This window comes from Bacillus sp. M5A3_1b (assembly GCF_053345335.1).
The window spans coordinates 217,306-241,777 of the sequence record NZ_JBKEZY010000006.1; the positions used below are offsets into that span (position 1 = coordinate 217,306).

The window sequence follows — 24,472 nt, forward strand, 5'->3', positions numbered from 1 at the left end:
AGACCTTTGGATTTCTGGGGTTTTATTTCGATAGTTTTTTCTACATGTATATCAACTTAACAGAAAAGGTTGTCCAAAATGATAAAATCGATGTTGTTTAAAATGCGTCGGTTACTTTTATATAAGGATTGAAGAATCTTTATTCTGGGGCTACAAACATTTATAAATTATGCTCTTTTTTCCATTGGTAGTTTAAATGTAAACGTACTGCCTTCTCCTAATTTACTTTCAACCGTAATTTCTCCTCCGTGTAGTTCGACAATCCATTTTACCATCGACAATCCTAAACCTGTGTTTCCGGTGCTTGAAGATGTTCGTGCTGCGTCAACTCGATAGAAGCGGTCCCATATTTTCGTAATATGTTGCTCACTGATGCCTATGCCATTATCGGAGACTTTACCTATTATGTTGGTTCCATCGCGGAACAATTGCATATTCACGGTGCCGTTCGCTTTGCTATAAGCAATCGCATTCGTTAGTAAATTCATTAATAAACGCATCATCAATGTTTGATCTGCTTTCATAAACAGGTCTTCCTCTATATGAGTTATTATATCAATCGAAGATTCTTGAACCATTAATGAAAGCTCTTCTACAACGATTTCCGTTAATTCACTCATATTGATACATTCAAATTGGAAAGTGTTATGGTTTTCTTGGTCAGCTCTTGCTAATAATAAGAGTTGTGAGATTAGCGCGGACATTTTACGTGATTGCTTTAAAATTACTTCTAACGATTCTTCCATTTCTTTCGGATTATTCCTCAGCGATAAAGCGTATTCGCATTGTGAAATAATAACAGATGTTGGTGTTCTTAATTCATGAGATGCGTCAGATGTAAATTGTTTTTCACTTTCAAATGATGTTTCCAATCGCTCAAACATTTTGTCAAAGGTTTGTGCCAAATGATACATTTCGTCTTTCGGTGAACCTTGTAAACGAATTCTCTTGGAAAGGTCTTTACCATCACCAATTTTACTAGCTGAATCACTCATTTGTTGCACAGGTCGAAACGCTCTTTGCGTAATAAAATATCCTCCCACTGCGGCAATGAGAATAAGTAATGGAAATGAGATGAGTGTTACCACGATAAGCGTATTCATCGTTGATGATAATTGATTCATGGTCATAATTCCACGAACCCAGACTTGCTCATCGCCGCCTGCATTATGGAGAAAATCATATACAATCCATTCTTTATTACCGTCTGTAATGGTTTGTATTTCATCGGATTTAAGCGATATCTTTTTATTAAAGCTTGTTGGACTATTTCCTGCCAGCAGCTCACCTTGTTTATTATAAATAATGATATTTACTCCATCTTCTAAGGGTTCAAAATCATCGTCCATCTTTAATTGTCCATGCTTATATTCAATATCTTCCATGCTTTCTTTTACTGTGCTCTTCAATTGATCTTTCATATTAAAAAGCAAAACTTTATCTGAAGAAGTTAAAATAAAAGCTAACACGAGTGCCATAATAATTACAATTAGCCCTGTATACCACAGGGTTACTTTCATTTTGATTGATAGTCTTTTCATGATTCTACTCGCAATACGTAACCAGTTCCTCGTATTGTATGAATTAACTTCGTTTCAAACTGGCTATCAATTTTTTTACGAAGATAGCGGACGTAAACATCAATAATATTCGAGCCACCTTCATAGTCGTAATTCCACACATGTTGCTCAATTTTATCTCGTGTCAACACAACTTCTTTATTGCGAATCATATATTCTAAAATAGCAAATTCTTTACTGGAAAGAGTGATAACTTGGCCTCCTCTTGTTACTTTATGCATATTGCAATCTACCACTAGGTCAGCGATTTCAAACACATTAGATGTGTTTCCTGTATTTCTTCGCATTAACACTCGAATTCTTGCTAGTAGTTCGTCAAAAGCAAACGGCTTTACTAAATAATCGTCCGCACCTAAGTCGAGTCCTGTTACGCGATCATCAATTGTATCTTTAGCTGTAAGAAGCAAGACAGGAGTTGTATTATTATCCGCGCGTAACCTTTGTAATACTTGTAAACCATCTATTACAGGAATCATAATGTCAAGCACAATCAAATCGTAGGTAGCCATGTTTATATAATCTAAGGCATCTTCGCCATTCCCACATGCATCGACACTATAATGTTCTGCATTTAATCGTTTTACTAATATATTTTGTAAGTCTTGTTCATCTTCGACAATAAGAACTCGCATTAACATTCTCCTTTTCTTCTTATTAATATGTATCACTATAATTCCAAAACATTAAAGAAAGATTAGAAACTATTTAATTATATCATTTTATTTTTTTTGTACATTAATCTTCCTTTAATGTTTATTCAGTAATATAAAGGCAAGGATAAGGTGCACATGTAAAGGGAGGAAAACAGAATGAGAAAGTGGATGTTGATTGGAGCAATGTCTTGTTTATTCTTAACAGCTTGTTCTACTCAAGCTGATAACAATACAGAAGTACAACAACTGAAAGTGGAAAATGATAAATTGCAAAAAGAAAGTTCTCAACTACAACAAGAACTACACAAAACAGGGCCTGCTGTGAATGATACGAAGCAAATACAAGATTTTAAAAACGAAGTCACATCTATCGTTGAAAAGGCAAATAACACGAAACCAGTTGGAGCTAAAGAAGAAAACTTAAATACGTACTTAACAGCAAAAAAAGAAATTGATCAATTAGATGACAATATAGATCTATCTGATAATCAGCTTGAAGCAGATTATCGTGCTGGAACGATAACTGTTGAACAATATGAAACGCAAGAAAGAGAACACGATATACTAGAAGATCAATTAGAGCAAGCAGAAAATGCACTTGAAGCAAGATTCGGAATAGATGATTAATCATGAAGGAGTGGATGAAAATGTTAAAACATAAAAAGAAAATAATTATAAGTGTAATTGCTATTTTAGTAAGTGGTATTGCTATTGTTGGTGGATATTATGGCATGGGTTACAATTATGCCAAAAAGAACGAAAACTATACAGAGAAACAAGTTCGTGAAATTGCTTTAGCTCATACAAATGGAGAAATTATTAATGTGAAAAAAGAATTCGAATTAGAAGATGACAAATTAGCGCAATCTACATTTGAATATGAAGTGGAAATCAAAACACCTGATAATCTGTTAAATAGTTTAAAAGTTAGTGCTAGAACAGGTACAATAGAAATCGATAATGAGGATTAAAAAAATATCGCATATTTGAAAAAACTCCTAACAAAATTTGTTAGGAGTTTTTTCATGTTTATACTCTACTATTTTAAAAGGGGGACCGCTACAACACAAGCTAATATTTTGATGTCCCCAAAAACAAAAATTTAATCTTTTCACAGTTAGTTGTCTATGAGAATTGAGTTCATTTTATTGTGTTTGGATATTCGCTTTTCTTAGCATGATGGCAATGTGGTTCTACCCCTTATAAATGTTACAAAAATCTTTTAAATAGCTCTAACTTGCACAATGCTTCCCGTTAATATAATACGCTGATTCTGTGAAAACCGTAAATACAACCTCTACTTCTGGAAGTCCAAAATCCATTACATATGTAGTAATGGCCTTGGCAAATCGATCACGAATTTCCTGTCCGCGCTCGAACCATTTCACTTCAATAAGAGGAAACGCTTCTATTTCTTCTCCATTGAATACAAACGTAGAACTTAGTAGTTCCAACGTAAAATTATCCGTACCACACTCACAAATCTCTGCGAGTTCTTCTACTAATGGCTTGCTTATGCGTTTTAATTGTTCAGTAGTAATTCCACGAAATACAACATGTGGCATATGAATCCCTCCGTTAAATAGCTTTATATTTGCTCACATCATAACACAATTTATTTTACTGCACTAACATCTATTGGTACATTTCAATGACATTCTTAAGAATGATCATATGTTATTGAATCAATACATGTATTGTAACTATTTAAAACATTTGAGAGCTCAGTAATTGGGTAAATAAAAAAAGCCTTATCATTCTCCCTGTAAGGAGGCATGAGGGGAGGACTCTGTTAGGAAAGGGATAGTGCGCTTATATATTTTAAAAAGAAAAGACACCCTAAGGTGCCTTCCTTCGACTTGATAACCACTTTAATTTTAATAACATTGGATTCCCATCCGAATACTATTTTACTATGTTAAGTAATGTTGGTCATTGAGAAAGTCAAATACGTAGTGTTCATATATAGTGACACCTAGGAGGATGCAAGATGTAATACAGTTTTTTATTTATCCAACAACAAAAAAGAATCCTAAAACCGTGCCGGGATAGGAATGTATAAAAAAATGCATAGATCGATAGAACAAAGAAAGGAGGTTCCCTTGTAAGGAGAAGATGCCTCCTTGTCCTTGCTACTGATAATGATGCGTTATGTTAACTGCATATGTATAGAGTATACAGTCAAAAAAGTACAATACATCGCTTCTTCTAAATGGTACAATTAGGGAAAAAGGGGTGGGAGAATATGTATGATTATAAATTTGTGAAAGTCGAAATTGATGGATGGAAAGGGCAACCCAAAGAAGATTATAAGCGTATTATTATAGAACATGCTGAGGATGGTTGGGAATTTGTTCAAGTCCTTACGCTAACACTCGCAGGATATACGACTTCTTTGGAGATTATCTTCAAACGAACCAAAGAACTTCTTTAAAAAACGAAAGAGGTTTGCCTTAACTAACATACAAAAATAACTGGGATATTTTAGGATCTAATTGTTCTCGATTTAACTTATAAGACAAATAAGCTAATATTAATCAACTTCCGATATCGATAATTATGTAAATCATCTGTCCACATGGACAGATGATTTTATTTTTCGGCATAGCATAGATTATTTTGAAAAATGCTGACGGTATCCTAGGGAGCATAAAAAGCAACAAAATATTAAACTTTAGAAGTTGAATAAAGGATTATTAAAAAAGTATATGGAGCCAGATACTTTATAATTGTGATACATATTTTAAGGTTGTTAGAACACTCAAAATTTATCGTAAGAATCGCTATTTTTTTATAGTCTATTTACGTAATTTATGTTATGGTTTCATATGTTAATTACTTACAATTTTTTAGGGGTGTAGGGGTGTAGGGGTTTGAAGGTAAAGAATCTAATATTATTAGCATTTTCACTTATGTTTGTAGCAGGGGGAGCAGCAGGTTGTACTACAAAGGAAGACATTTATGCAGGTAACCTAATCCAATTAAATAAAGAGTTTAACACTATTATTGAAGATCTAGCTATAGCTGAGGAAAAGGGGGATAGTTCTGAATCATCCAAAGATGAGTTTGAAGAGAAATTTAAACAAGCAAAGTCAGTTACAGCACAAATGAGAAGATTAGCACCAAGCTCAAAATATAAAGATGTATATAAAAAGGTATCTCAAGCAACTACAATGTTAGATAAATCTTTTAATAAGCAATTAGACGCCATTAAAAAAGAAGATTCAACCAAACTTAAAGAAGCTACAGACGGTATGAACGAACCATTTGACAAGTATTTAGAGGGGATAAGTGATGTAAACGATATATATTTAAAAGAGATTGAAAACATTGCTGAAACAATAGGAAAATAGGTAAAATAAATGATATTCGTAGTGCCGAATAAAATGGAAACAAATAAAAAAGTGGGAAGAATAGAAAAAGCATTCTAAAACAAAGGGGTATATGTCAATGAAACGTAAGATTTTATCTTTTTTAGTAGTTCCAATGTTAATGTTAACCGGGGTTGGATGTGAGACTAAGGTTAAGAAAGATGAAGCAATGGAAGCTTCTGTTAAACAGAATAAAAAAGAAGACTTCAATAAGAACCTAGCATATTTAATGAAAGATTTCTCCGAACAATCTAAAGAAATAGACGGTATTGTAAAAAGTAGCAAGTCAATGAAGAAAAAGTCAGAAGAGTTAAAAGAAGTATCTAAACCTTATTTAGAGTTAGTGGAAAAAATAAGTAAGTTAGAGTATGAAGTAAAAGATCACCCAGTACAACATAATGTAGGTTTAGCGATGATTCATGTAAAAGATGGGGTGGAAATCATACAAGAAGGTTTAGATAAGGGGAAAGAATATGAAGTTGATGGTGGGGTTGAAAGATTAGAGACTGCTTCTAAGTTAATAGATAAAGCAAATAAAGAATTGAAAAAATCCTAACTATAGGGGAGTGTGTTAAATCTATAGGCTATCCTATAATTAATGGATCCTAAAGCTTAATATCATTTAAAATACCGGTTCTTATTAGAACCGGTATTTTAAATGGTATTATTTTGAAGTGCACACTAAATGAAAATTCTCTTTCTCTACAATTAGTTATTTTGAGAATTCAACTCATTTTTTCTTTTTGGGTAGTTTTATTTTCTTAGCTTGATTGCGATGAGCGGTACCCCATAAAGGCCCCTGATACATAATTGATGTTCTGCCATTTGTAGAAAACAATCCACTTATACCATTTTAACAAGAAGAAATATCTCGTCCATGTTGTAATATTGGCTTACGTTAAGCTTGTGAAAAAAACATATTCATGTATAATACAATTGATGTATGATACATTAGTTGTAGGAGGGTGACCTATTTGAAAAGAGAAGATGCCTTAAAACTAAGAACAGATATTAAGAAAATGATTATAATAACTGGGGTTTTTGAATCTCAAAATTTGCCCAATGGACCATTTGAAAAACCTTTACCAACTTCTCAAATGATGGCGTTAGAGGAACTAGAGGTGGAAAAATTAACTGTTTGGCAACTATCCAATAAACTTAGATTAGAGACTTCAACTGTAAGTAGATTGGTAGATAAGTTAGTAAAAAAGGGGCTTATTTATCGTGAAGTAAATGAAAAAAATAGAAGAGAACTTTTTCTGCACCTCACAGAAAAAGGTCACATAACTGTTAATTGCTTAAGAGAGCAATCCATTACATTTTATCAAAGTATTCTCAATAATTTATCAGAATCAGAACAAAAAATAGTTGTGGATGGTTTTGAATTATTTATTGATTCTATTTCTAAGCCTTTTGATTAGAGTGAGGTAAGTCATAACATTTGGAGGATAAAATGAGTTTGCATTTTGAACGTCCTATTATTGAATTAAAAGAGAAATTTGATGAATTAAAGAAAATTATGAAAGAAAATAATGTAGATTTATCGTCAGAAATTCATGAATTAGAAAAACGTTTAAATAAAATGCAAGATAAAATTTATTCTAATATTACACCTTTTCAACGAGTTCAAATTGCAAGGCTACGTAACAGACCCACGACATTGGACTATATACCTTTATTGTTTACAAACTTTCTCGAACTTCATGGTGATCGATTATATGGTGATGATAAAGCAATGATAGGTGGTATTGCAAAATTTAAAGGAATGCCCGTTACGGTTATTGGTCATCAAAGAGGTAGAAATACAAAGGAAAGTATAGAAAGAAATTTTGGAATGGCACATCCAGAAGGTTATAGAAAAGCGCTAAGACTTATGAAACAAGCTGATAAATTTAATCGCCCTATTATTACATTTATTGATACAATAGGCGCCTATCCAGGGATAGGGTCTGAAGAACGTGGAATTTCTGAAGCGATAGCTCGAAATCTATTTGAAATGACTACACTTAAAGTGCCAATTGTTTGTATTGTAATTGGAGAGGCATCAAGTGGTGGAGCTCTTGGCATTAGTGTCGGTAACCATATCCATATGTTAGAGTATTCATGGTACTCGGTAATTTCGCCAGAAGGAGCAGCATCTATCCTATGGAAGGACGCTAAGTATGCTCCAGAAGCTGCTGAACATATGAAAATTTCAGCAAAAGATTTAAAACATTTAGGAATTATTGATGAAATCATTCCTGAAATTAAAGGTGGAGCACAAAATGATATAAAATCACAGGCAAAAATGATTGAATCTGTAATCGAATCATCTCTAAAAAAATTGATACTATTATCCTCGGAAGAGCTTATACAACAGCGGTATGAAAAGTATAGACAAATAGAGAATTATAAATGAAAATATTTAAAGTCCGTATTACATTTCGGAGGATTCTCGCAAAAAAAATTTAAATATTTTGTAAGTAACCTCTTAAACTGGGATATGCTGATACTATTACTCTACAAAAGGTGTGTGATCGGTATGGAAAAGGAAAATTTGTTCAAATGGAAGCATTATCACATACCCATCAACTTAAGAAATTGATTGTTCCCCAAAACGAAAAAATGAGCTGAATTCTCATAAATAACTGTAAAAAGGTGAAAATTTCGTTATGGGGGGTATCTCAAAAGCTTAGGTTGATGGCAATGGGGTGGGCCCCTTTTTAGCAAAACCGGAGTGGAAATGATGAGTATAAACAATTTTGTGAGATTAATAAAGGACGAATTATTAAAAGAGGTAAGCATTAGAAGTGAGGATGAATTCGAGCCTGTAGTAGTTAAAGATATTCCTAGACTTTGGAAGTGTTTAGGGATAGGTAATTATGCCGCAGTATTTATGCATAAAGGATACAAAAAATGGGTAGTGAAAGTTTACGCACGAGAAGGAGAAGGAATTGAAAAAGAGTCAGAAGTATACCGAAGAATCGGAAATCATCCTTCTTATTCGAAGCTTATATATAAAGGAGAAAATTTCATAGTATTGAAACGTTTAAAAGAAATTACCTTATACGATGCTGTTCATAAGGGGATTAAAATTCCTAAGCAGGTGATCCTTGATATCAATGAAGCCTTAGAGTATGCAAGAGAACAAGGATTAACTCCTTGTGATGTTCACGGGAAAAATGTGATGATGGAAAACGGAAGAGGGTATGTAGTCGATGTATCTGACTTCTTGAAAACAAAAGAAGATAGTAAGTGGAGAGACCTAGAAAAGGCATATTTTACATTTTATTTGCCTTTCATTTATAAATTTCCTTTCCCTATTAAAATACCGTATTTTATGTTAAACATTGTTAGACGTTCGTATAGAAAATATAAAAAGCTTAAAAAGAAATTCAAATTGTAAAAAGACCACATACTTATCTTTAAGTTAGATAAGTGAACCAATAGTAAACAAAAGGACCGTACATTTTAGTTATGTCTAATATGTACGGTCCTAATTTTATAACTTCATGAAGTAATCAGTAAGCTTTATATTTCCTTTTTCACACAATTACTTATTTTTTCTTCAAGCCCTCTATACTTTTTACTCTATCTTTTCAATTCTTCTTTCAAGAAAAGAAATGACGGCATTTTGATTGTTCTCGTTTTGTTTAAACCTAGAGCTTTTTCTTGTTTATTTCGCAAGAATTGATGCGTTCTTTGAGCTCTGTATGGTTATACAGTGTGGTTTTATTCACTCCAGCTTCTTTCTGTCACACTTTTGAAGTTAATTATATTTTTCTACGTACGAAATAAAAAGATAAGGCCCCCATAATAACAGGTGCAACGAAATCAAAGAAATGAGAGAAATTAAAAGGAAAAAGAAAAAGAAATGGTATAAGTGTATAGATAACTGCTTGTCCTATAAATACAGGAATTCCGAATTGAAATTCTCTACATCGTTTGACTTTCCTGTATAACACTTCCCCAATTAGACAAGCTACAAGAGCCGGTATACTACCATAAGTGACGATCGTTTTAATGAATCCTAATACAACGTTCGGGTGAATAAAGCTAGGATGAGAAATATATGAAATCAAGAACCATCCAAAAATAAAAGCAAACAGACTTGCAGCATAACTAATTACAAATTTTATCAACGTAATCATCCTCACAGTTTTCTAATATGAACTCTATCGTATGACATGAAATCCTATTATTAGTAGTAAGAAAAAAGCGGATCCCTACTCTAAAAAGGCATCCACTCATCCTGCTATACTTGTTTTATTTTCTTTGCTCTAGCAAACTTCCAAAAAGCTGCAAGTAGTATGAGCAGCGGTATTCCCTGAATAAAGAGAAATCCTCCGAAAAAATAAAGCGCACGACTAACTAGAGGAGGGGCCGTTTCCGACTCACCCGCGAAATAAGCCCCATAATTAGCCGCTACACCTGCATAATCAGCTATCCCACCTATAAGAAAAGCCGCTGGAATTATGATTAAATTTATCCCTAAACAGATCATTATTGAAGATAGGTTTTTAGCCTTAATTTTTGGTGAAACAGACAAGAAAAATAAGAATATTGCAGTGCCGTTTATAAGAAGTAGTGTTATCACAAAAATCCCCATAATATCCCTCCATGATTTTAATTGTACCATCAGCAAGGATAACTTTGTGTAAATTTGGATGGATAGGGTCTTCATGTGAGGTTAACGTAACGTCTCATGAACAGTAGTCAATGATGCATATAATTTTCGTTTTTGCTTTCTTTTCTGAGCTGGATAGCGGTGGGGTGAGTCATAGATTGTGGAACACATTCCTAAGTTATTATAATATGAAAAAATGAAATTCACCCTCTGCAATTCATTCAAATGGTTCAATCTTCGCATCTTATGAATTCCCTGATAATGCTAAACTTAAGTGAAAAAATTAACCATCCTATGCAAGAAAGTTAGGCTAGTTAATCGCATATGTTTTATTGAAGGGATGTGATTGAAATATGGAACGACCGAATTGGGGAATTGGAGGATTAGTATTTGTTGGCTGCATGTTTCTTGGTGGAGGAGTGGGATCTATATTAGGCGATACGCATGCTGGATGGCTAATAGGGATGGGGGCTGGATTTATTGGGATGGCTTTAACGAGACTGATCAGAAAGTAATATAATGGGATTCTGCTCCCAGTAAATAAGGAAATATGTATGTAATTCATGGCATAATAGCTTTATAAATTATAGTTAGAACCTTCTCTTTTTTAAATTTCTCCATACATAGATATGATTCTCAAGTCGGAGGATGGCACCTTAGGGTGTTTTTTTTGTGTTCTCTAAAAATGCCTTACCATATAATAGACTTCGATAATATTTTTTGTAATAGAATAGATTCATTACCGTTTCAGACCTCAGTATTCATTCATAACCTAATAATAAAAGGGGATGATTCAAGGTATGGCGTTTAATGATGAATTAGTTTGTCAACAGTTTGCAAGAATTATCGGTGGCCAAGAAGGGTTCGCCGGTGGAAAATGCGTGGCTACAATAAATCGGGATGAAATACAAGCAACTATCTTAGGAAAACGTTTTAGAGTAACAACTTCCTTCTCATTCGAATCGCGAGATAATAAAACTGGACGAGCATTATGTTTAGGCCGGGTAGCGCTATTGCAAAGAGAAGTCAATGGGTTTGTTGCTACAATTATTAAACAAGGAATAATCGTTTCGTCTATACACAATGAGTGGTTATGTGATGATCCGAATTTAATTTACGTTAATATCGAAGACGTTGATGATCCGCTAAGCTTCGCAAGGAAAGTTAGAAAAGCGTTATGTAATTAACTAATTTATTTAGTTAAATGAGCGATATAAAAGGATCTTTAATTGAAAGATCCTTTCATACATAAGATGAAGGTTTTTCCGTGTATTTCATTAATTAAGTTCACTTGATTAACAAACGAACGTAATTCCTGTGCACGAATCGATATAATAATTTCCGCTTTTATTGTAGAGTCAGTCTTTTAGTAGAAAATGAAAATATACGACAAATTTTGACAAAGAAAGGCTTATATTTTTGTTATGCTATGAAAGTTATTGATTTGTAATGTATATATAGGAGGATTTTTTAATGTTAAAGAAATTGTTATTTTTTGTAATTTTGAGTTTGTGTGTAATGTCTTTAAGTGCCTGTAAAGGTGATGAAGAAAAATTAAAAGTGGCATCAGATGAGCAAAAAATAGATGAAGATAAAAAAGTAGCGGAGGAAGAAAAACGTAAGCAAGAAGAGCAACAAAGAGTAGAAGAAGAGAAGCGTAAACAAGAAGAGCAGAAAAGAGTAGAAGAAGAAAAACGTAAACAAGAAGAGCAACAAAAAGCAGAGGAAGAAAAACGTAAACAAGAAGAACAACAAAGAGCAGAAGAAGAGAAGCGTAAACAAGGAGAGCAGCAAAGAGTAGAAGAAGAGAAGCGTAAACAAGAAGAGCAACAAAGAGTAGAAGAAGAAAAACGTAAACAACAAGAACAGAAGACTCAGCAACAACAGTCTATACAACAAGAGAGAACACAAAAACAAGAAAAAACAACACAAGCAACAGGTGGGAAACCAACAAGATCACAAATTTCAGTTGGTTCACATGTAGTTATTCAATTAGATAATGACTATAGTAAAACTGTAAGTGGTGTTGTGAAAGACATTTTAACACATAGTGAAACACATACATACGGCATTAAAGTTCGATTACAAGATGGACAAATTGGCCGTGTTCAAAGTGTTAATTAGTGAAAAAAGATTTGACTACTTTTTAAATAAATAAACGCTACAAAAAACCGGTTCTTTCGTAAAGGAACCGGTTTTTTGTAGCGTTTTGCTTAGCGTACGAAATTTGCGTTTTGTTCATGTCACCACATCTCTATCAAGTTATCACATACAAGGTAATAGATGTTTTTTATGATTTGAAAGGAGAGGAAGCGAACTTGGAGGGAGTATGTTTGAGAAGATTAAAGGAAATGTTTTTTTGTTCTGGGTTATGGACTTATTCGCCTGTTCTAATTAACTAAAAGAAGAACTTTCCCATACCGATTAGACTACTAAGCATTCCAATTCCATTCATGGTGCCTTTTCCTACTGTCAGTAAGTTTCCAAGCATTCCTGGCTGACCGTTATTCCCCCATCCCATAGGACTTACCTGTCCTCCCCATCCTGGAGGGTTTCCAAAAATACCCCAGTTATTATTGGTATTAAAATTAAAAGCTTTAGCTGGTGGCGATAGTAAAGCGGCGAGATGACCTTGTGCGAACATCCCTGTATGATTGAATGGTTGAGCCCAGGGTAAGGGAGGTTTTTGGAAATTACCTGCATGGCCTGGTAATGGAGTCCAATTAGCAGGATGTCCTTGGGGCATCATCCCTGCATAATGGATTGGCTGACCTAAAGAGAAGGGAGGGGGCTCGGGATTGAAACCCGTATAGTTGGCTGGTGAATCCCAACCAAATGGATAGACTCGACAACTCCAATTCTCAGGAATCTTCACATCATTCATTCCCTTAGCTTTAGCTATTTGGGGCTGTAAATATAATGATGACATTGCAATTTGGTTATTATATTGCTCTCCATTTCCCTCTGAATTCAAATACCAATATTGGTGCATAAGTTTATTCCCCTCACTTTAAAAATGTAATGTTAGACTTAGCCTATGTAATATTCCTTTTTATGGATGGTTACATAACTAGATTTACAAGCCTGTATTTAAAGGAATAGGTGTATTGACTTGTTGATATATCCCGCAATTTGTGGGCCATAAGACATCACCACCTCAAAATTCAGTAAAAGCACCACTGATTAAAGTTTCACTTTATTTTAAGGGTATTTTCAATTGCTCCTTTTATTTAATTCAGCCTAATTTAATTTCGGTTAACAAACGTGTTTATAAAGGTTTAATCAGTAAAAAAATTTTAACATTTTATGTCGAGCAAGTAGAATTACTAAAAAGAGAATATCCAGTTGAAGAGTATGGCAAAATACTGCAAGGATCATGTATTGTTGTGCAGATATGAAAACAATTTAAACAAATTAATGGAATTTATAATGAAGGGGTAAATGAATATATGAGTGAAACATTACATAAAAGAAAACCACCATATTTAATGCTTGTAATCCTTTTTATTGGGGCATTTGTTTCATTTCTAAATAACTCGCTTTTAAACGTAGCTTTGCCATCAATAATGAAGGATTTAGACATTCAAGATTATTCAACGATTCAGTGGCTTTCTACAGGGTATATGCTTGTAAGTGGTATATTAATTCCGGCCTCAGCATTTTTAATAACCCGCTTCTCCAATAGGAGCTTATTTATTACATCTATGTTGATTTTTATTCTTGGTACGGCTTTAGCGGCTTTAGCACCGAACTTTAGTTTATTACTTACTGGCCGGATGGTTCAAGCAGCAGGTTCTTCAGTCATGGGGCCTTTATTAATGAATATTATGCTAGTAAGCTTTCCAAGAGAAAAAAGGGGAACAGCGATGGGGATTTTTGGATTAGTTATGATTACAGCTCCAGCAATTGGACCGACACTATCGGGTTATATTGTAGAATATTATGACTGGCGTTTGCTTTTTGAAATGATTTTACCGTTAGCAATCATTAGCTTACTGTTAGGGGTTTGGAAATCGGAGAATGTCATGAGACAAAACAAAAATGCAAAACTTGATTATCTCTCATTACTATTATCTTCTGTCGGTTTTGGCGGTTTGTTATATGGATTCAGTTCTGCAAGCTCCGACGGTTGGACGAATAAAGTTGTTTTAACAACCTTAATTATAGGCGCTATTGCCCTAATTACTTTCATTATCCGTCAATTAAAAATGAATGAACCGTTATTGGATTTACGTGTTTACAAGTACCCAATGTTTGCACTTGCGTCTGTAATTGCGATTGTTAACGCAGTGGCCATGTTTTCGGGTATGATTTTAACACCAGCTTATGTACAAAACGTCCGCGGTATTTCACCGCTGAGCTCTGGGCTGATGATGCTTCCAGGTGCGGTAATAATGGGAATTATGTCACCAATTACAGGTAAACTATTTGATAAATATGGCCCTCGTATTCTTGGTATAGTAGGACTTTCCATTACAGCCGTTTCAACTTATATGTTAGCAAACCTGCAACTCGACTCTAGTCACACACATATTATTCTTATTTACACACTGCGGATGTTTGGGATGGCGATGGTGATGATGCCGCTTATGACAAATGGCCTTAATCAATTGCCAACTCGCTTAAATCCGCACGGTACAGCTGTTAATAATACAGCTCAACAAGTATCCGGTTCAATTGGTACTGCTATTCTTGTTACGATTATGAATTCTGTAACAAAAACAAAAGCTGAAAGTTTAATGGCTGATGTAGATCCAACAACCTTCACAGAAGCTACGAAGGCAATGTTAACTCAGAAGGCTTTATTATCCGGAATTCAATATTCATTCTATGTAGCGCTTGGCATGAATATTGTTGCACTACTATTAGTTTTTTTCGTTAAACGTGTAGATACAAGCGCGGAAGCTGTCGAGAGGATAAATCGGTAGAGTAAAATAAAACTTTAGATCATGACTCCTATAAGTTTTTACTGTTTAGTTAGACTATGAAGAAATGCAAATTTCTGCTGCTAAGGCGCTGGTATTTAAATTTGGAAAAGAACCAGTGAAATAATTATATATAGTAAAAAGGATCTGATATTCATATCAGATCCTTTTTCATTAGCAACACAGTATACTTACTTATCGTATTTGTTTGAATTGACATTAGAAACTACTGTTTTTCCTAATACTACAATCTTTAGCTCTCAATTTCTGATAAACATTATAATAATACGCTTCATTTTTATTTAGTATTTTTTCTGCAAGTTATAAATGTAATAGAGACAAACAACTTAGATTAACAACCTTATAAGCAATATCATAATCGTGAATAGTTAGGGAAAAGATAAAATAAGGTAATCAATTACATATCTTTATCCCAGGCAATTCATTGCTATCTTCTTTTTATTGAATGGGATATTTTATTTTATGCTTTTTTGAAAGGGTGTTTTTAATGGATAAAAAAGTATCTGCCATTCCTCAACCGAAAACATATGGATTGCTGGGGAATCTCCCATTAATTGATAAAGATAAACCGACCTTATCTTTTATCAAGATAGCGGAAGAGTATGGTCCCATTTTTCAAATTCAAACTTTAAGTGATACCATCATTGTCGTTTCTGGACATGAACTGGTAGCAGAAATCTGTGACGAAACAAGATTTGATAAAAGTATAGAGGGTGCTTTAGCGAAAGTTCGCGCCTTTGCTGGAGATGGATTATTTACAAGCGAGACTCATGAGCCTAACTGGAAAAAAGCTCATAATATTTTGATGCCTACATTCAGCCAACGAGCAATGAAAGATTATCATGCTATGATGGTCGATCTTGCCGTACAACTCGTTCAAAAATGGGCACGGCTTAATCCGAATGAAAGCGTAGATGTACCGGAGGATATGACTCGCCTTACATTGGATACAATTGGTCTATGTGGTTTTAATTATCGATTTAATAGCTTTTATCGTGAGACCCCTCATCCTTTTATTACTAGCATGAGCCGTGCTCTAGATGAGGCGATGCACCAATTACAGCGGCTGGATATAGAAGACAAACTTATGTGGAGAACGAAACGTCAATTTCAGCATGATATTCAATCTATGTTTTCCTTAGTGGATAATATTATTGCCGAACGTAAAAGTAGTGGAAATCAGGAAGAAAATGATTTGCTTTCCCGTATGTTAAATGTGCAGGATCCGGAAACTGGTGAAAAATTAGATGATGAAAATATTCGTTTCCAAATTATCACTTTTTTAATAGCTGGGCATGAAACAACAAGTGGATTATTATCTTTTGCAATCTATTTTTTATTAAAGAATCCGGATAAATTGAAAAAAGCCTATGAAGAAGTAGATCGGGTTTTGACAGATCCTACTCCAACATACCAACAAGTTATGAAACTTAAGTATATACGGATGATTTTAAATGAATCGCTACGTCTATGGCCTACTGCTCCAGCATTCAGTCTCTATGCAAAAGAAGATACAGTGATTGGTGGGAAATATCCAATTAAGAAAGGAGAAGATCGTATTTCTGTTCTTATTCCACAGTTACATAGGGATAAAGACGCGTGGGGAGACAACGTGGAAGAATTCCAACCTGAACGATTTGAAGATCTGGATAAGGTTCCTCATCATGCTTATAAGCCATTTGGAAATGGTCAACGGGCATGTATCGGTATGCAGTTTGCACTTCATGAAGCTACACTCGTAATGGGAATGCTTCTTCAACATTTTGAATTCATTGATTATCAAGACTATCAGCTGGATGTAAAACAAACATTAACGTTAAAGCCTGGTGATTTTAAAATTAGGATTCTACCCCGAAATCAAACTATTAGCCATACTACTGTTCTTGCGCCTATAGAGGAGAAACTGAAAAACCATGAAACCAAGCAGCAAGTTCAGAAGACTCCTTCTATTATTGGGGCCGATAATCTTTCACTTCTTGTTCTATATGGATCGGATACAGGGGTAGCAGAAGGTATTGCAAGAGAACTAGCAGATACAGCTAGTTTAGAAGGTGTTCAAACGGAAGTGGTAGCTCTTAACGATCGAATTGGAAGTCTGCCAAAAGAAGGGGCGGTTCTTATTGTAACTTCTTCTTATAACGGAAAACCACCAAGTAATGCAGGGCAGTTTGTGCAATGGTTGGAAGAATTAAAACCGGATGAGCTAAAAGGTGTTCAATACGCAGTTTTTGGTTGTGGAGATCATAATTGGGCTAGTACTTATCAGCGAATTCCAAGATACATTGATGAGCAAATGGCTCAAAAAGGAGCAACAAGATTTTCTACACGTGGAGAAGCGGATGCAAGTGGTGATTTCGAGGAACAGCTCGAGCAATGGAAACAAAGTATGTGGTCTGATGCGATGAAGGCATTTGGATTGGAACTTAACAAAAACATTGAGAGAGAACGCAGTACATTAAGTTTACAATTTGTTAGTCGTCTTGGAGGATCTCCTCTGGCGCGAACATATGAAGCAGTTTATGCGTCTATACTAGAAAATCGTGAACTTCAATCATCTAGCAGTGAAAGAAGCACGCGACATATTGAGATATCCTTGCCAGAAGGCGCTACGTATCAAGAAGGTGACCACCTTGGTGTGCTGCCAATTAATAGTGAGAAAAATGTCAATCGAATTTTAAAACGCTTTGGATTAAATGGGAAGGATCAAGTCATATTGAGTGCAAGTGGACGAAGTGTAAATCACATACCTTTAGACAGTCCTGTTAGTATATTTGACCTTCTTAGTTATAGTGTAGAAGTGCAAGAAGCAGCCACTCGAGCACAAATAAGAGAAATGGTGACATTCACAGCATGCCCTCCTCATAAAAAGGAATTGGAATCATTATTGGAAGAGGGAGTTTATCATGAACAAATATTAAAGAAACGTATGTCAATGTTGGATCTTCTTGAAAAGTATGAGGCTTGTGAAATCCGATTTGAACGCTTTTTAGAACTTCTTCCTGCTCTCAAACCGCGTTACTATTCTATTTCAAGCTCTCCACTCGTTGCACAGAATCGTCTGAGCATTACGGTTGGTGTTGTTAATGCACCTGCATGGAGTGGGGGAGGGACATATGAGGGAGTCGCTTCTAATTATTTAGCTCAGCGTCATAATAAAGATGAGATTATTTGTTTCATTCGAACGCCACAATCAAACTTTCAATTACCTGAAAATCCAGAAACACCAATTATCATGGTTGGACCAGGTACTGGAATTGCACCATTCCGTGGATTCTTGCAAGCGCGTCGTGTTCAAAAGCAAAAAGGTATTAACTTAGGACAAGCACATCTATATTTTGGTTGTCGTCATCCTGAAAAGGATTATCTCTATCGTACAGAACTAGAAAATGATGAAAGAGATGGATTAATCTCGTTACACACAGCTTTTTCTCGCTTAGAAGGACATCCTAAAACATATGTACAACATTTAATAAAACAAGATAGAATCAATTTAATTTCGTTATTAGATAATGGGGCTCATCTTTATATATGCGGGGATGGAAGTAAAATGGCTCCTGACGTAGAAGACACCCTTTGTCAAGCATATCAAGAAATTCATGAAGTCAGTGAAAAAGAAGCAAGGGATTGGTTGGAACGTGTGCAAGACGAAGGGCGATATGGAAAAGATGTTTGGGCTGGAATCTAAATTCTTCTTAATTAGATAAGTACTATTTCATTCACGAACTTTTTTCGACCAAGTATAATTTTAAACAAAATAAACTGATTTATAAAAACCCTGTATTTTTTATTGAATATGGGGTTTTCTTATTTTTAAATAAAAGGGATGTATATGTTGATTCAAAATCCAATAATCTTTATGCTTTATATACACAACATGGTAGATTTGACTTAATAAAAAGGGGAACCATCAGGGAGAAATAGACTTTAATTTAAAATCAACAAAATGCGTAATTGTTGTTACTCATTCACAAGAAGTTGCAAAAAAATCAGATCGAGCATTTTATTTAAGTAAAATGAAGTTAGTATTAAACGAAATTAAGAATAGTTAAGAAAAAGCTATTTTTGTTCTCAATTAACATAATTTTTGAAATATACAAATGTTAATATTTGTTATATGATATGTTTGTCAAAGTACTATTCCTGTAGTTTCTATAATGAATCTGTAAGATAGTTTGTCTGTCTGTCCCATATATTCACCTTAAACTAAAAAGAACTTGCAGAGATTTCTACAAGTTCTTTTTAGTTTAAGGGTTGAATGTGGATTTGAAATAAAGAAACGATTTTTTGAGAGGAGAAAAGTAAATGTTTATAAGAGCAGAAAGATTATTAATACGAAATTTTGAGTTCAAAGATTGGCAAGCTGTCCATGAGTATACATCAGATAGCAATGTTATGAAATACATACCCGAAGGAGTTTTTACTGAAGAAGATACAAGAAACTTTGTAAATAGAAATATGGGTGAAAATGCAGAGAACTTTCCTGTGATACTGGTAGATGGAAATATTCTGATTGGTCATATTGTTTTTCATAAATATTTTGGTGAGCATACTTATGAGATTGGGTGGGTATTCAATCCTAAATATTTCAATAAAGGATATGCTTCTGAAGCAGCACAAGCTACATTAAAATATGGGTTTAAGGAAATGAAATTACATAGAATTATAGCTACATGTCAGCCACAAAATACCCCGTCATATCGATTAATGGAGAGAATTGGAATGAGAAGAGAAGGATATTTCAGGAAGTGTATCCCCCATGGAAATGAATGGTGGGATGAATATTATTACGCTATTTTAGAAGAAGAGTAGTGTCTCAGAACGCATTGTTTAAATCAAAATCATAATTAAAATTTTGCTATCCTTTTTTGAGAATTGCTTGGTCTATAAAATAATTAAAATCTGGGCGGTGCTCTATGCCCATCAAGCTAACATTATATAAGTTTAATTTCATGTAAGATTTTTTTAAAAATTAAAATAAAGGTTAGTTTTCTTAATACAGTATAGTATCTACAGCAGTTTATTCAGCAAACGGGCAAGATTGTGAAAGTATTGAGTTCGAGATATCTTCCTAAAAAACATTACTATAATAAAAGGATGACAAAATTTTTATGGTTAGTATGATAATTTGGAAACAGAAGTCAGCTTAATCTATGAAAAACTTATCAGAGGAGTGATGTAAGTGAAACAAAATGTTTACGATAATCCGAATTTCTTCAAAAACTACACAGCGTTGCGTGAAAGTGGAATAAACGCTAATGACTTCATAGAACAGCCAGCAATCAAATCATTAATTCTGTGTTTGAAAGGAAAATCGGTATTAGACTTGGGTTGCGGTGATGGTCATTTTTCAAAGTATTGTATAGAAAATGGTGCAAAAAACGTAGTAGGTGTAGACATATCCAAAAATATGATTGAACGTGCTAAAAAGTTAAATCAGGATGATAACATAGAATTTATGTGTCTTCCTATGGAGGATATGGGACTAACCAATCAAAAGTTTGATCTGATTATAAGTTCCCTCTCTATACATTACATTGAAGATTACTCGGCAATGATTCAAAAGATTAATGAACTATTAAAAAGCAGTGGTGAATTTATCTTTTCAACCGAACACCCAATAGCAACAGCTCGCAAAGGGAGCAACCATTGGATAAAAACTGAGGATGGTAATAAATCACACTGGGCATTAGATAATTATCAAGAAGAAGGAATCAGAGTACACAACTGGTTTGTTGACGATAGTGTGGTTATTTATCATCGAACAGTTGCCACATTAATAAATACTTTAATTGAACACGGGTTTTCGCTGGATAAAATAATCGAACCACAATCAACTTTGGCAGGGATAGAGAAAATGCCAGATTTAATAAACGAATCGCGAAGTCCATCTTTTATTATAATCAAGTCAAAAAAACAAAATAATATTTAAAAATATATACCGCAATCTGGGAGCGTTTATTGAATTACGAAAACAGCCGTTTCACTAAGGGATGGCTGTTTTTTTAACATAACCTAAGGCCGCTAAACGGTATGCGTTCAAGTTGTTATCATTTTGTAATTATTTTATAAAAAGGGTTGTGAAAATGCAGGTGGAATTTCAAATGAGTGCAGGAATAATAGCAGTACTCATTTAAGATATTATTTGCGTTCGAATTGAAAATATTGAACATAGGAGTGAGTGAAAATGGCATATTTATTGCAAGTTGATTTTCCGTTTGAAGGTCCTTTTGGTGAAGAAATGGAAAAAGCATTTTTGGATTTAGCAAAAAGTATTAATGAAGAAGAAGGATTCCATTGGAAAATATGGACGGAGAATGAAGAAACGAAAGAAGCTGGAGGTATCTATGTATTTGAAGAAAAACAAGATGCTGAAAAATATGGAGAAATGCACAAGAATAGACTTCAAGCATCTGGTGTTAAAGATATTAGAGTAAGAATTTTTCACATCAATGAAAAGTTAACGAAACTGAATCGTGGTTATAGTAAATAATGAGGGAAACATAATTCAAAAAAAGAAGGGGATAATCTCCTTCTTTTTTTGAATTCTTCTTTTATGTCTTATTATGTTTTATGCAAAAAATCCCTATATAAATAAGGATTTGTGTATCGGCATATAGTTCCTTAGAAAAGGTTGTACTAAGTCTAACATATGAGGGTTCTTATATTTGTGAAATTGACGGGAAAGTACTGTGAAAAAAGTTGTATTGAAATAATTATGTATAAAAGGGTACGCCCCTTACTGGGAGGTAAGGGGCACAGGAAATGCAAATTTATTTTAATTTGCTAAAGAAATTATAACATATATACCTGTCTATACGTGTTGCAGATTTATGAACATAACTGTTAATTAGTAACCAGAGGTAACTAAAGGTAGATGACTTAAGTAGTTTTTAAAGGGGTATAACAGAGAAAATGCAAGAAAAGACCTGATAACAGGTCCGTTTTTGTTATTGCTTTGGCGTATCGATACGGGACAAATAGAGGGAATATCTCATCGGTATCCTTTCCTATCAATCTACAGAAAGAGTAGCGTGTTTTTTTATTTTAGGGGCATCTCTTTTTATTAGTTTGATACCGATGTGACAATACCCCTTTATTGTTTTTCAGACTTCGCTCGTTCTAGAATGTATGCTTCTTCTTGTTCCGGTGTCGCTAATTTGTATGCCTTACCAGTGCTGTTATTGTCCCATTCCCAAAATAAATTATGCTCCTCAATGGATTGAGAGGTTAGTAGATGATTCAAATCTAGATCATATTGTGGGTTCGGAATATAGTAACATAGCTTTGTTTGAAGTCGATGAAAATGGCAAATACACTATAATTGCTACTCCTAAATACGATGAGTTAAGGGTCACTTACTTTTATGGTGATTACGCAGCTAAAAAAATATAGAATAGAATCTTAGGTTGATTTGTTCAATCTTTTTTCAAAACACGTTTTTAATTTTTACTCGTTTATCAAGATTATTAGCATCCGTGCATTTATATAAAAATACGTATAGATTAAAATTGAAAAAGCTAGTCGTAGAGAAACTTTAAGATATTGAATTGTAAAGAATAGTATCCTTGTACTAGAAGGATATTTATAGCTTGGATTTATTTTTTCAGATTTTCTATTTTAAATAAATATAAAATAGAAACCATTTTAGCATTCCAAAGCAAAATTTCCTATACAAATCTTTAATGAATACAATAATCTATGAGTAGAATTAACATTTTATTTATATTAAAACATCGAAAAGAGGTGGGACTTTGAACAAATTGTGCACCAATAGACAAATGGGTAGCTTTGGTTGGTTTATTTACTATTCCGATTTTTATCTACTACTCTTTTACAGGACAAAATTTAAAAAAAACACAAAAAACGGTAACCATAATTATAATAATAGTTCAAATAATATGGCTAAAATGGGCCATTAATCAATCCAAATATTATGTACATGTTAACAGTAATAACATTCTCCCATCTCCATATATAATTCAAGAGACTCCAAATTCAGATACTCCTATTTCTCTTGGTCAAAGACTTTTAACTAACTATACTTTTTATAAATCAATTCATTCATATCTATATGTAAGAGAAAATGTCACAGAAAGTGATCGAGGGATTGTTGATTGGATAAAATATTTTGATAGCGAAATAAAAGAAGAAAAAGAAGGACGCATCTATATCGAAACTTATAAGGGGACATTATTTTTCAAGTAAAATGTAAAGGGAGAATTCAATTTGAAATCTCCCTTTTACATTCAACCATTTACTATCTACTCTCCAAATATAAAAATATCAATAGAGTAGATACAATAATTTTTATTCTATAAACTATCCTTAATATTTGTTTATGGCATCTGACATCGTAGATTTCATTGTTTGTAACAGTTCTTCTTTTGTTATTATTTTTTGTACATTTTTAAAAGGTCCGCCTAAAGATTCACCATTTTGATCCTTAATCTCTAGTTCTGTTATCTTTTTATTACCCTCCTGAATGAGTTGAAATAGAGCATATAAACGATCTAATTCTACTGAATCCAATTGGCTAAAGTCAATCTCGTTACTCATTTGCAAAGTTAATAATAATTCATTAGTTGGTTTTCCTTCATCTGGATCTTTACTATCTAAAATATATTGAAGAGCATTTTCCGTTTCAGATTCCACGTAGCCTAATTTTTTCATTTCTTCTAGTGTTGGTTTGAATTCCTTATATTCCTCATATGTTTTTTTTCCATATTGGTATTCATCACCTACTGGATATGAATAGAGGAGACCTTGTACCTTTACTCGGAATTTTAGATATTTGTTATTTTTTTCTTGCACAGTATGGTATGTATTACCACCATTATTTTCATTTATCGGGCTCCAATCTGTTACAACAACATCAATACCGTGTTTTTTTTTTATATAATCTTGTACCTCAGCTCCATTTTCTTGATTACAACCACTTAGACATAAGAAACATAATACTAGTAATATTACATGTTTCAATCTTTTCATATAAGCACTCCCTACGTAAGAATTAATTCTTGAATGTGCAGCACACTACAAAACCTTCTTTTCCTGAGTCGTATACTTTAACTTTTATATAGTTTGAATCTTATTGAATCATTTAAGTTCCTGACGTTCCCAACTATACTGCTTGAAGCATTACAGTATTAAAATAAACAACTTATTTATTTTAAGGTCTTTCTCAATTCTATAAGCACATGGTTCATTGGGCCCATATCTAAAATGTACATTCATACGATGGTATCTATTTTACTATAAAATCTAGTTCTATTATTAAAATGTTCCTTTTTTCTTTCCTAGTATAGATGTTCGCTCT

The 24,472-nt window shown here is 33.7% G+C and carries 23 protein-coding genes and 3 pseudogenes; 18 read left to right on the forward strand and 8 right to left on the reverse strand.

The genetic code is table 11. The annotated features are described in order from the left end of the window. Window positions 1-167: 167 nt before the first annotated feature. Together ACLBWW_RS18500 and ACLBWW_RS18505 are read right to left on the reverse strand one after the other, a co-directional pair. On the reverse strand, window positions 168-1,541 hold the full coding sequence (locus ACLBWW_RS18500; protein ID WP_048544823.1) for a sensor histidine kinase: 1,374 nt from the start codon (window positions 1,539-1,541) through the stop codon (window positions 168-170). Further along, window positions 1,538-2,212, reverse strand: a complete 675-nt coding sequence (locus ACLBWW_RS18505) for a response regulator transcription factor (protein WP_048544826.1) — start codon at window positions 2,210-2,212, stop codon at window positions 1,538-1,540. Before ACLBWW_RS18505 ends, ACLBWW_RS18500 begins: the two co-directional genes overlap by 4 nt. A gap of 177 nt (window positions 2,213-2,389) precedes the next feature. Here ACLBWW_RS18505 and ACLBWW_RS18510 point away from each other — a divergent pair, with 177 nt between their 5' ends. Together ACLBWW_RS18510 and ACLBWW_RS18515 are read left to right on the forward strand one after the other, a co-directional pair. After that, window positions 2,390-2,860 carry a lipoprotein gene (locus ACLBWW_RS18510; protein ID WP_048544827.1) on the forward strand — a complete coding sequence of 157 codons (471 nt, stop codon included), beginning with the start codon at window positions 2,390-2,392 and terminating at the stop codon, window positions 2,858-2,860. Window positions 2,861-2,880: 20 nt separating this feature from the next. Next, window positions 2,881-3,204: a PepSY domain-containing protein gene (locus ACLBWW_RS18515; RefSeq protein ID WP_048544829.1), complete on the forward strand. Its 324-nt coding sequence runs from the start codon at window positions 2,881-2,883 to the stop codon at window positions 3,202-3,204. Between the two features lie 261 nt (window positions 3,205-3,465). On the opposite strand, the gene ACLBWW_RS18520 is transcribed toward ACLBWW_RS18515, so the two are convergent. Further along, complete coding sequence (locus ACLBWW_RS18520) at window positions 3,466-3,798, reverse strand: DUF1904 family protein (RefSeq protein ID WP_048544830.1); 333 nt, start codon at window positions 3,796-3,798, stop codon at window positions 3,466-3,468. A gap of 680 nt (window positions 3,799-4,478) precedes the next feature. On the opposite strand from ACLBWW_RS18520, the gene ACLBWW_RS18525 reads away from it, so the two are divergent. The 6 genes from ACLBWW_RS18525 (at window position 4,479) to ACLBWW_RS18550 (ending at window position 8,989) form a co-directional block, all read left to right on the forward strand. Next, complete coding sequence (locus ACLBWW_RS18525) at window positions 4,479-4,667, forward strand: DUF4177 domain-containing protein (protein ID WP_000272493.1); 189 nt, start codon at window positions 4,479-4,481, stop codon at window positions 4,665-4,667. Window positions 4,668-5,145: 478 nt separating this feature from the next. Next, window positions 5,146-5,586 carry a hypothetical protein gene (locus ACLBWW_RS18530; RefSeq protein ID WP_306472325.1) on the forward strand — a complete coding sequence of 147 codons (441 nt, stop codon included), beginning with the start codon at window positions 5,146-5,148 and terminating at the stop codon, window positions 5,584-5,586. A gap of 91 nt (window positions 5,587-5,677) precedes the next feature. Next, window positions 5,678-6,160 carry a hypothetical protein gene (locus ACLBWW_RS18535; protein WP_048543670.1) on the forward strand — a complete coding sequence of 161 codons (483 nt, stop codon included), beginning with the start codon at window positions 5,678-5,680 and terminating at the stop codon, window positions 6,158-6,160. A gap of 418 nt (window positions 6,161-6,578) precedes the next feature. Further along, complete coding sequence (locus tag ACLBWW_RS18540) at window positions 6,579-7,025, forward strand: MarR family winged helix-turn-helix transcriptional regulator (RefSeq protein ID WP_000817662.1); 447 nt, start codon at window positions 6,579-6,581, stop codon at window positions 7,023-7,025. 32 nt (window positions 7,026-7,057) lie between these two features. Continuing rightward, window positions 7,058-8,002 (forward strand): acetyl-CoA carboxylase carboxyltransferase subunit alpha, encoded by a 945-nt coding sequence (locus ACLBWW_RS18545; protein ID WP_000052085.1) that lies wholly within the window; start codon window positions 7,058-7,060, stop codon window positions 8,000-8,002. A 327-nt stretch (window positions 8,003-8,329) separates the two neighbouring features. Beyond that, complete coding sequence (locus tag ACLBWW_RS18550) at window positions 8,330-8,989, forward strand: serine/threonine protein kinase (RefSeq protein ID WP_048543632.1); 660 nt, start codon at window positions 8,330-8,332, stop codon at window positions 8,987-8,989. Between the two features lie 367 nt (window positions 8,990-9,356). Here ACLBWW_RS18550 and ACLBWW_RS18555 read toward each other — a convergent pair whose 3' ends face one another. Both ACLBWW_RS18555 and ACLBWW_RS18560 read right to left on the reverse strand, forming a co-directional pair. Continuing rightward, entirely contained in the window at window positions 9,357-9,734 is a 378-nt protein-coding gene (locus ACLBWW_RS18555) for a hypothetical protein (RefSeq protein WP_048543633.1), read from the reverse strand. Window positions 9,735-9,838: 104 nt separating this feature from the next. Then, entirely contained in the window at window positions 9,839-10,192 is a 354-nt protein-coding gene (locus tag ACLBWW_RS18560) for a hypothetical protein (RefSeq protein ID WP_048543636.1), read from the reverse strand. Between the two features lie 371 nt (window positions 10,193-10,563). Between ACLBWW_RS18560 and ACLBWW_RS18565 the strand changes: the two genes are divergently transcribed. From ACLBWW_RS18565 to ACLBWW_RS18575, 3 genes are all read left to right on the forward strand, one after another. Next, window positions 10,564-10,725 (forward strand): hypothetical protein, encoded by a 162-nt coding sequence (locus ACLBWW_RS18565; RefSeq protein WP_000441003.1) that lies wholly within the window; start codon window positions 10,564-10,566, stop codon window positions 10,723-10,725. 285 nt (window positions 10,726-11,010) lie between these two features. Continuing rightward, on the forward strand, window positions 11,011-11,397 hold the full coding sequence (locus ACLBWW_RS18570; protein WP_048543638.1) for a DUF1259 domain-containing protein: 387 nt from the start codon (window positions 11,011-11,013) through the stop codon (window positions 11,395-11,397). 286 nt (window positions 11,398-11,683) lie between these two features. Beyond that, window positions 11,684-12,334, forward strand: coding sequence for a YwbE family protein (locus ACLBWW_RS18575; protein WP_048543640.1), 651 nt, complete (start codon window positions 11,684-11,686; stop codon window positions 12,332-12,334). A 274-nt stretch (window positions 12,335-12,608) separates the two neighbouring features. Here ACLBWW_RS18575 and ACLBWW_RS18580 read toward each other — a convergent pair whose 3' ends face one another. Next, window positions 12,609-13,202 carry a hypothetical protein gene (locus tag ACLBWW_RS18580; RefSeq protein ID WP_048543642.1) on the reverse strand — a complete coding sequence of 198 codons (594 nt, stop codon included), beginning with the start codon at window positions 13,200-13,202 and terminating at the stop codon, window positions 12,609-12,611. Between the two features lie 457 nt (window positions 13,203-13,659). Here ACLBWW_RS18580 and ACLBWW_RS18585 point away from each other — a divergent pair, with 457 nt between their 5' ends. The 6 genes and pseudogenes from ACLBWW_RS18585 (at window position 13,660) to ACLBWW_RS18610 (ending at window position 21,646) form a co-directional block, all read left to right on the forward strand. After that, the gene (locus ACLBWW_RS18585; RefSeq protein ID WP_048543643.1) at window positions 13,660-15,138 is read left to right on the forward strand and encodes a DHA2 family efflux MFS transporter permease subunit; all 1,479 of its coding nucleotides are present in this window, start codon (window positions 13,660-13,662) and stop codon (window positions 15,136-15,138) included. A gap of 505 nt (window positions 15,139-15,643) precedes the next feature. Then, window positions 15,644-18,841 (forward strand): bifunctional P-450/NADPH--P450 reductase, encoded by a 3,198-nt coding sequence (gene cypD / locus ACLBWW_RS18590; protein WP_447614160.1) that lies wholly within the window; start codon window positions 15,644-15,646, stop codon window positions 18,839-18,841. 247 nt (window positions 18,842-19,088) lie between these two features. Then, window positions 19,089-19,205 (forward strand): annotated as a pseudogene (locus tag ACLBWW_RS18595) (ABC transporter ATP-binding protein); the annotation flags it as partial. A 253-nt stretch (window positions 19,206-19,458) separates the two neighbouring features. Beyond that, window positions 19,459-19,965, forward strand: coding sequence for a GNAT family N-acetyltransferase (locus tag ACLBWW_RS18600; RefSeq protein ID WP_048543647.1), 507 nt, complete (start codon window positions 19,459-19,461; stop codon window positions 19,963-19,965). Window positions 19,966-20,335: 370 nt separating this feature from the next. Next, window positions 20,336-21,085 carry a class I SAM-dependent methyltransferase gene (locus ACLBWW_RS18605; RefSeq protein ID WP_048543649.1) on the forward strand — a complete coding sequence of 250 codons (750 nt, stop codon included), beginning with the start codon at window positions 20,336-20,338 and terminating at the stop codon, window positions 21,083-21,085. A gap of 255 nt (window positions 21,086-21,340) precedes the next feature. After that, window positions 21,341-21,646 carry a monooxygenase gene (locus tag ACLBWW_RS18610; protein WP_048543651.1) on the forward strand — a complete coding sequence of 102 codons (306 nt, stop codon included), beginning with the start codon at window positions 21,341-21,343 and terminating at the stop codon, window positions 21,644-21,646. A 603-nt stretch (window positions 21,647-22,249) separates the two neighbouring features. Here the strand turns inward: ACLBWW_RS18610 and ACLBWW_RS18615 are convergent. Continuing rightward, window positions 22,250-22,381 (reverse strand): annotated as a pseudogene (locus ACLBWW_RS18615) (DUF6241 domain-containing protein); the annotation flags it as partial. Window positions 22,382-22,944: 563 nt separating this feature from the next. Here ACLBWW_RS18615 and ACLBWW_RS18620 point away from each other — a divergent pair. Further along, window positions 22,945-23,361 carry a hypothetical protein gene (locus ACLBWW_RS18620; protein ID WP_240514569.1) on the forward strand — a complete coding sequence of 139 codons (417 nt, stop codon included), beginning with the start codon at window positions 22,945-22,947 and terminating at the stop codon, window positions 23,359-23,361. A gap of 123 nt (window positions 23,362-23,484) precedes the next feature. Here the strand turns inward: ACLBWW_RS18620 and ACLBWW_RS18625 are convergent. Further along, window positions 23,485-24,144 (reverse strand): annotated as a pseudogene (locus ACLBWW_RS18625) (hypothetical protein); the annotation flags it as partial. Window positions 24,145-24,472: the final 328 nt, after the last annotated feature.

What these genes read in the sequence shown, in the direction of transcription:
- ACLBWW_RS18535 (WP_048543670.1), top strand. Translation starts at nt 5,678, where the DNA reads ATGTCAATGAAACGTAAGATTTTATCTTTTTTAGTAGTTCCAATGTTA.
- ACLBWW_RS18515 (WP_048544829.1), top strand. Translation starts at nt 2,881, where the DNA reads ATGTTAAAACATAAAAAGAAAATAATTATAAGTGTAATTGCTATTTTA.
- ACLBWW_RS18510 (WP_048544827.1), top strand. Translation starts at nt 2,390, where the DNA reads ATGAGAAAGTGGATGTTGATTGGAGCAATGTCTTGTTTATTCTTAACA.
- ACLBWW_RS18575 (WP_048543640.1), top strand. Translation starts at nt 11,684, where the DNA reads ATGTTAAAGAAATTGTTATTTTTTGTAATTTTGAGTTTGTGTGTAATG.
- ACLBWW_RS18505 (WP_048544826.1), bottom strand. Translation starts at nt 2,212, where the DNA reads ATGCGAGTTCTTATTGTCGAAGATGAACAAGACTTACAAAATATATTA.
- cypD (WP_447614160.1), top strand. Translation starts at nt 15,644, where the DNA reads ATGGATAAAAAAGTATCTGCCATTCCTCAACCGAAAACATATGGATTG.
- ACLBWW_RS18530 (WP_306472325.1), top strand. Translation starts at nt 5,146, where the DNA reads ATGTTTGTAGCAGGGGGAGCAGCAGGTTGTACTACAAAGGAAGACATT.
- ACLBWW_RS18555 (WP_048543633.1), bottom strand. Translation starts at nt 9,734, where the DNA reads ATGATTACGTTGATAAAATTTGTAATTAGTTATGCTGCAAGTCTGTTT.
- ACLBWW_RS18610 (WP_048543651.1), top strand. Translation starts at nt 21,341, where the DNA reads ATGGCATATTTATTGCAAGTTGATTTTCCGTTTGAAGGTCCTTTTGGT.
- ACLBWW_RS18520 (WP_048544830.1), bottom strand. Translation starts at nt 3,798, where the DNA reads ATGCCACATGTTGTATTTCGTGGAATTACTACTGAACAATTAAAACGC.
- ACLBWW_RS18560 (WP_048543636.1), bottom strand. Translation starts at nt 10,192, where the DNA reads ATGGGGATTTTTGTGATAACACTACTTCTTATAAACGGCACTGCAATA.
- ACLBWW_RS18525 (WP_000272493.1), top strand. Translation starts at nt 4,479, where the DNA reads ATGTATGATTATAAATTTGTGAAAGTCGAAATTGATGGATGGAAAGGG.
- ACLBWW_RS18550 (WP_048543632.1), top strand. Translation starts at nt 8,330, where the DNA reads ATGAGTATAAACAATTTTGTGAGATTAATAAAGGACGAATTATTAAAA.
- ACLBWW_RS18585 (WP_048543643.1), top strand. Translation starts at nt 13,660, where the DNA reads ATGAGTGAAACATTACATAAAAGAAAACCACCATATTTAATGCTTGTA.
- ACLBWW_RS18580 (WP_048543642.1), bottom strand. Translation starts at nt 13,202, where the DNA reads ATGCACCAATATTGGTATTTGAATTCAGAGGGAAATGGAGAGCAATAT.
- ACLBWW_RS18565 (WP_000441003.1), top strand. Translation starts at nt 10,564, where the DNA reads ATGGAACGACCGAATTGGGGAATTGGAGGATTAGTATTTGTTGGCTGC.
- ACLBWW_RS18570 (WP_048543638.1), top strand. Translation starts at nt 11,011, where the DNA reads ATGGCGTTTAATGATGAATTAGTTTGTCAACAGTTTGCAAGAATTATC.
- ACLBWW_RS18600 (WP_048543647.1), top strand. Translation starts at nt 19,459, where the DNA reads ATGTTTATAAGAGCAGAAAGATTATTAATACGAAATTTTGAGTTCAAA.
- ACLBWW_RS18500 (WP_048544823.1), bottom strand. Translation starts at nt 1,541, where the DNA reads ATGAAAAGACTATCAATCAAAATGAAAGTAACCCTGTGGTATACAGGG.
- ACLBWW_RS18545 (WP_000052085.1), top strand. Translation starts at nt 7,058, where the DNA reads ATGAGTTTGCATTTTGAACGTCCTATTATTGAATTAAAAGAGAAATTT.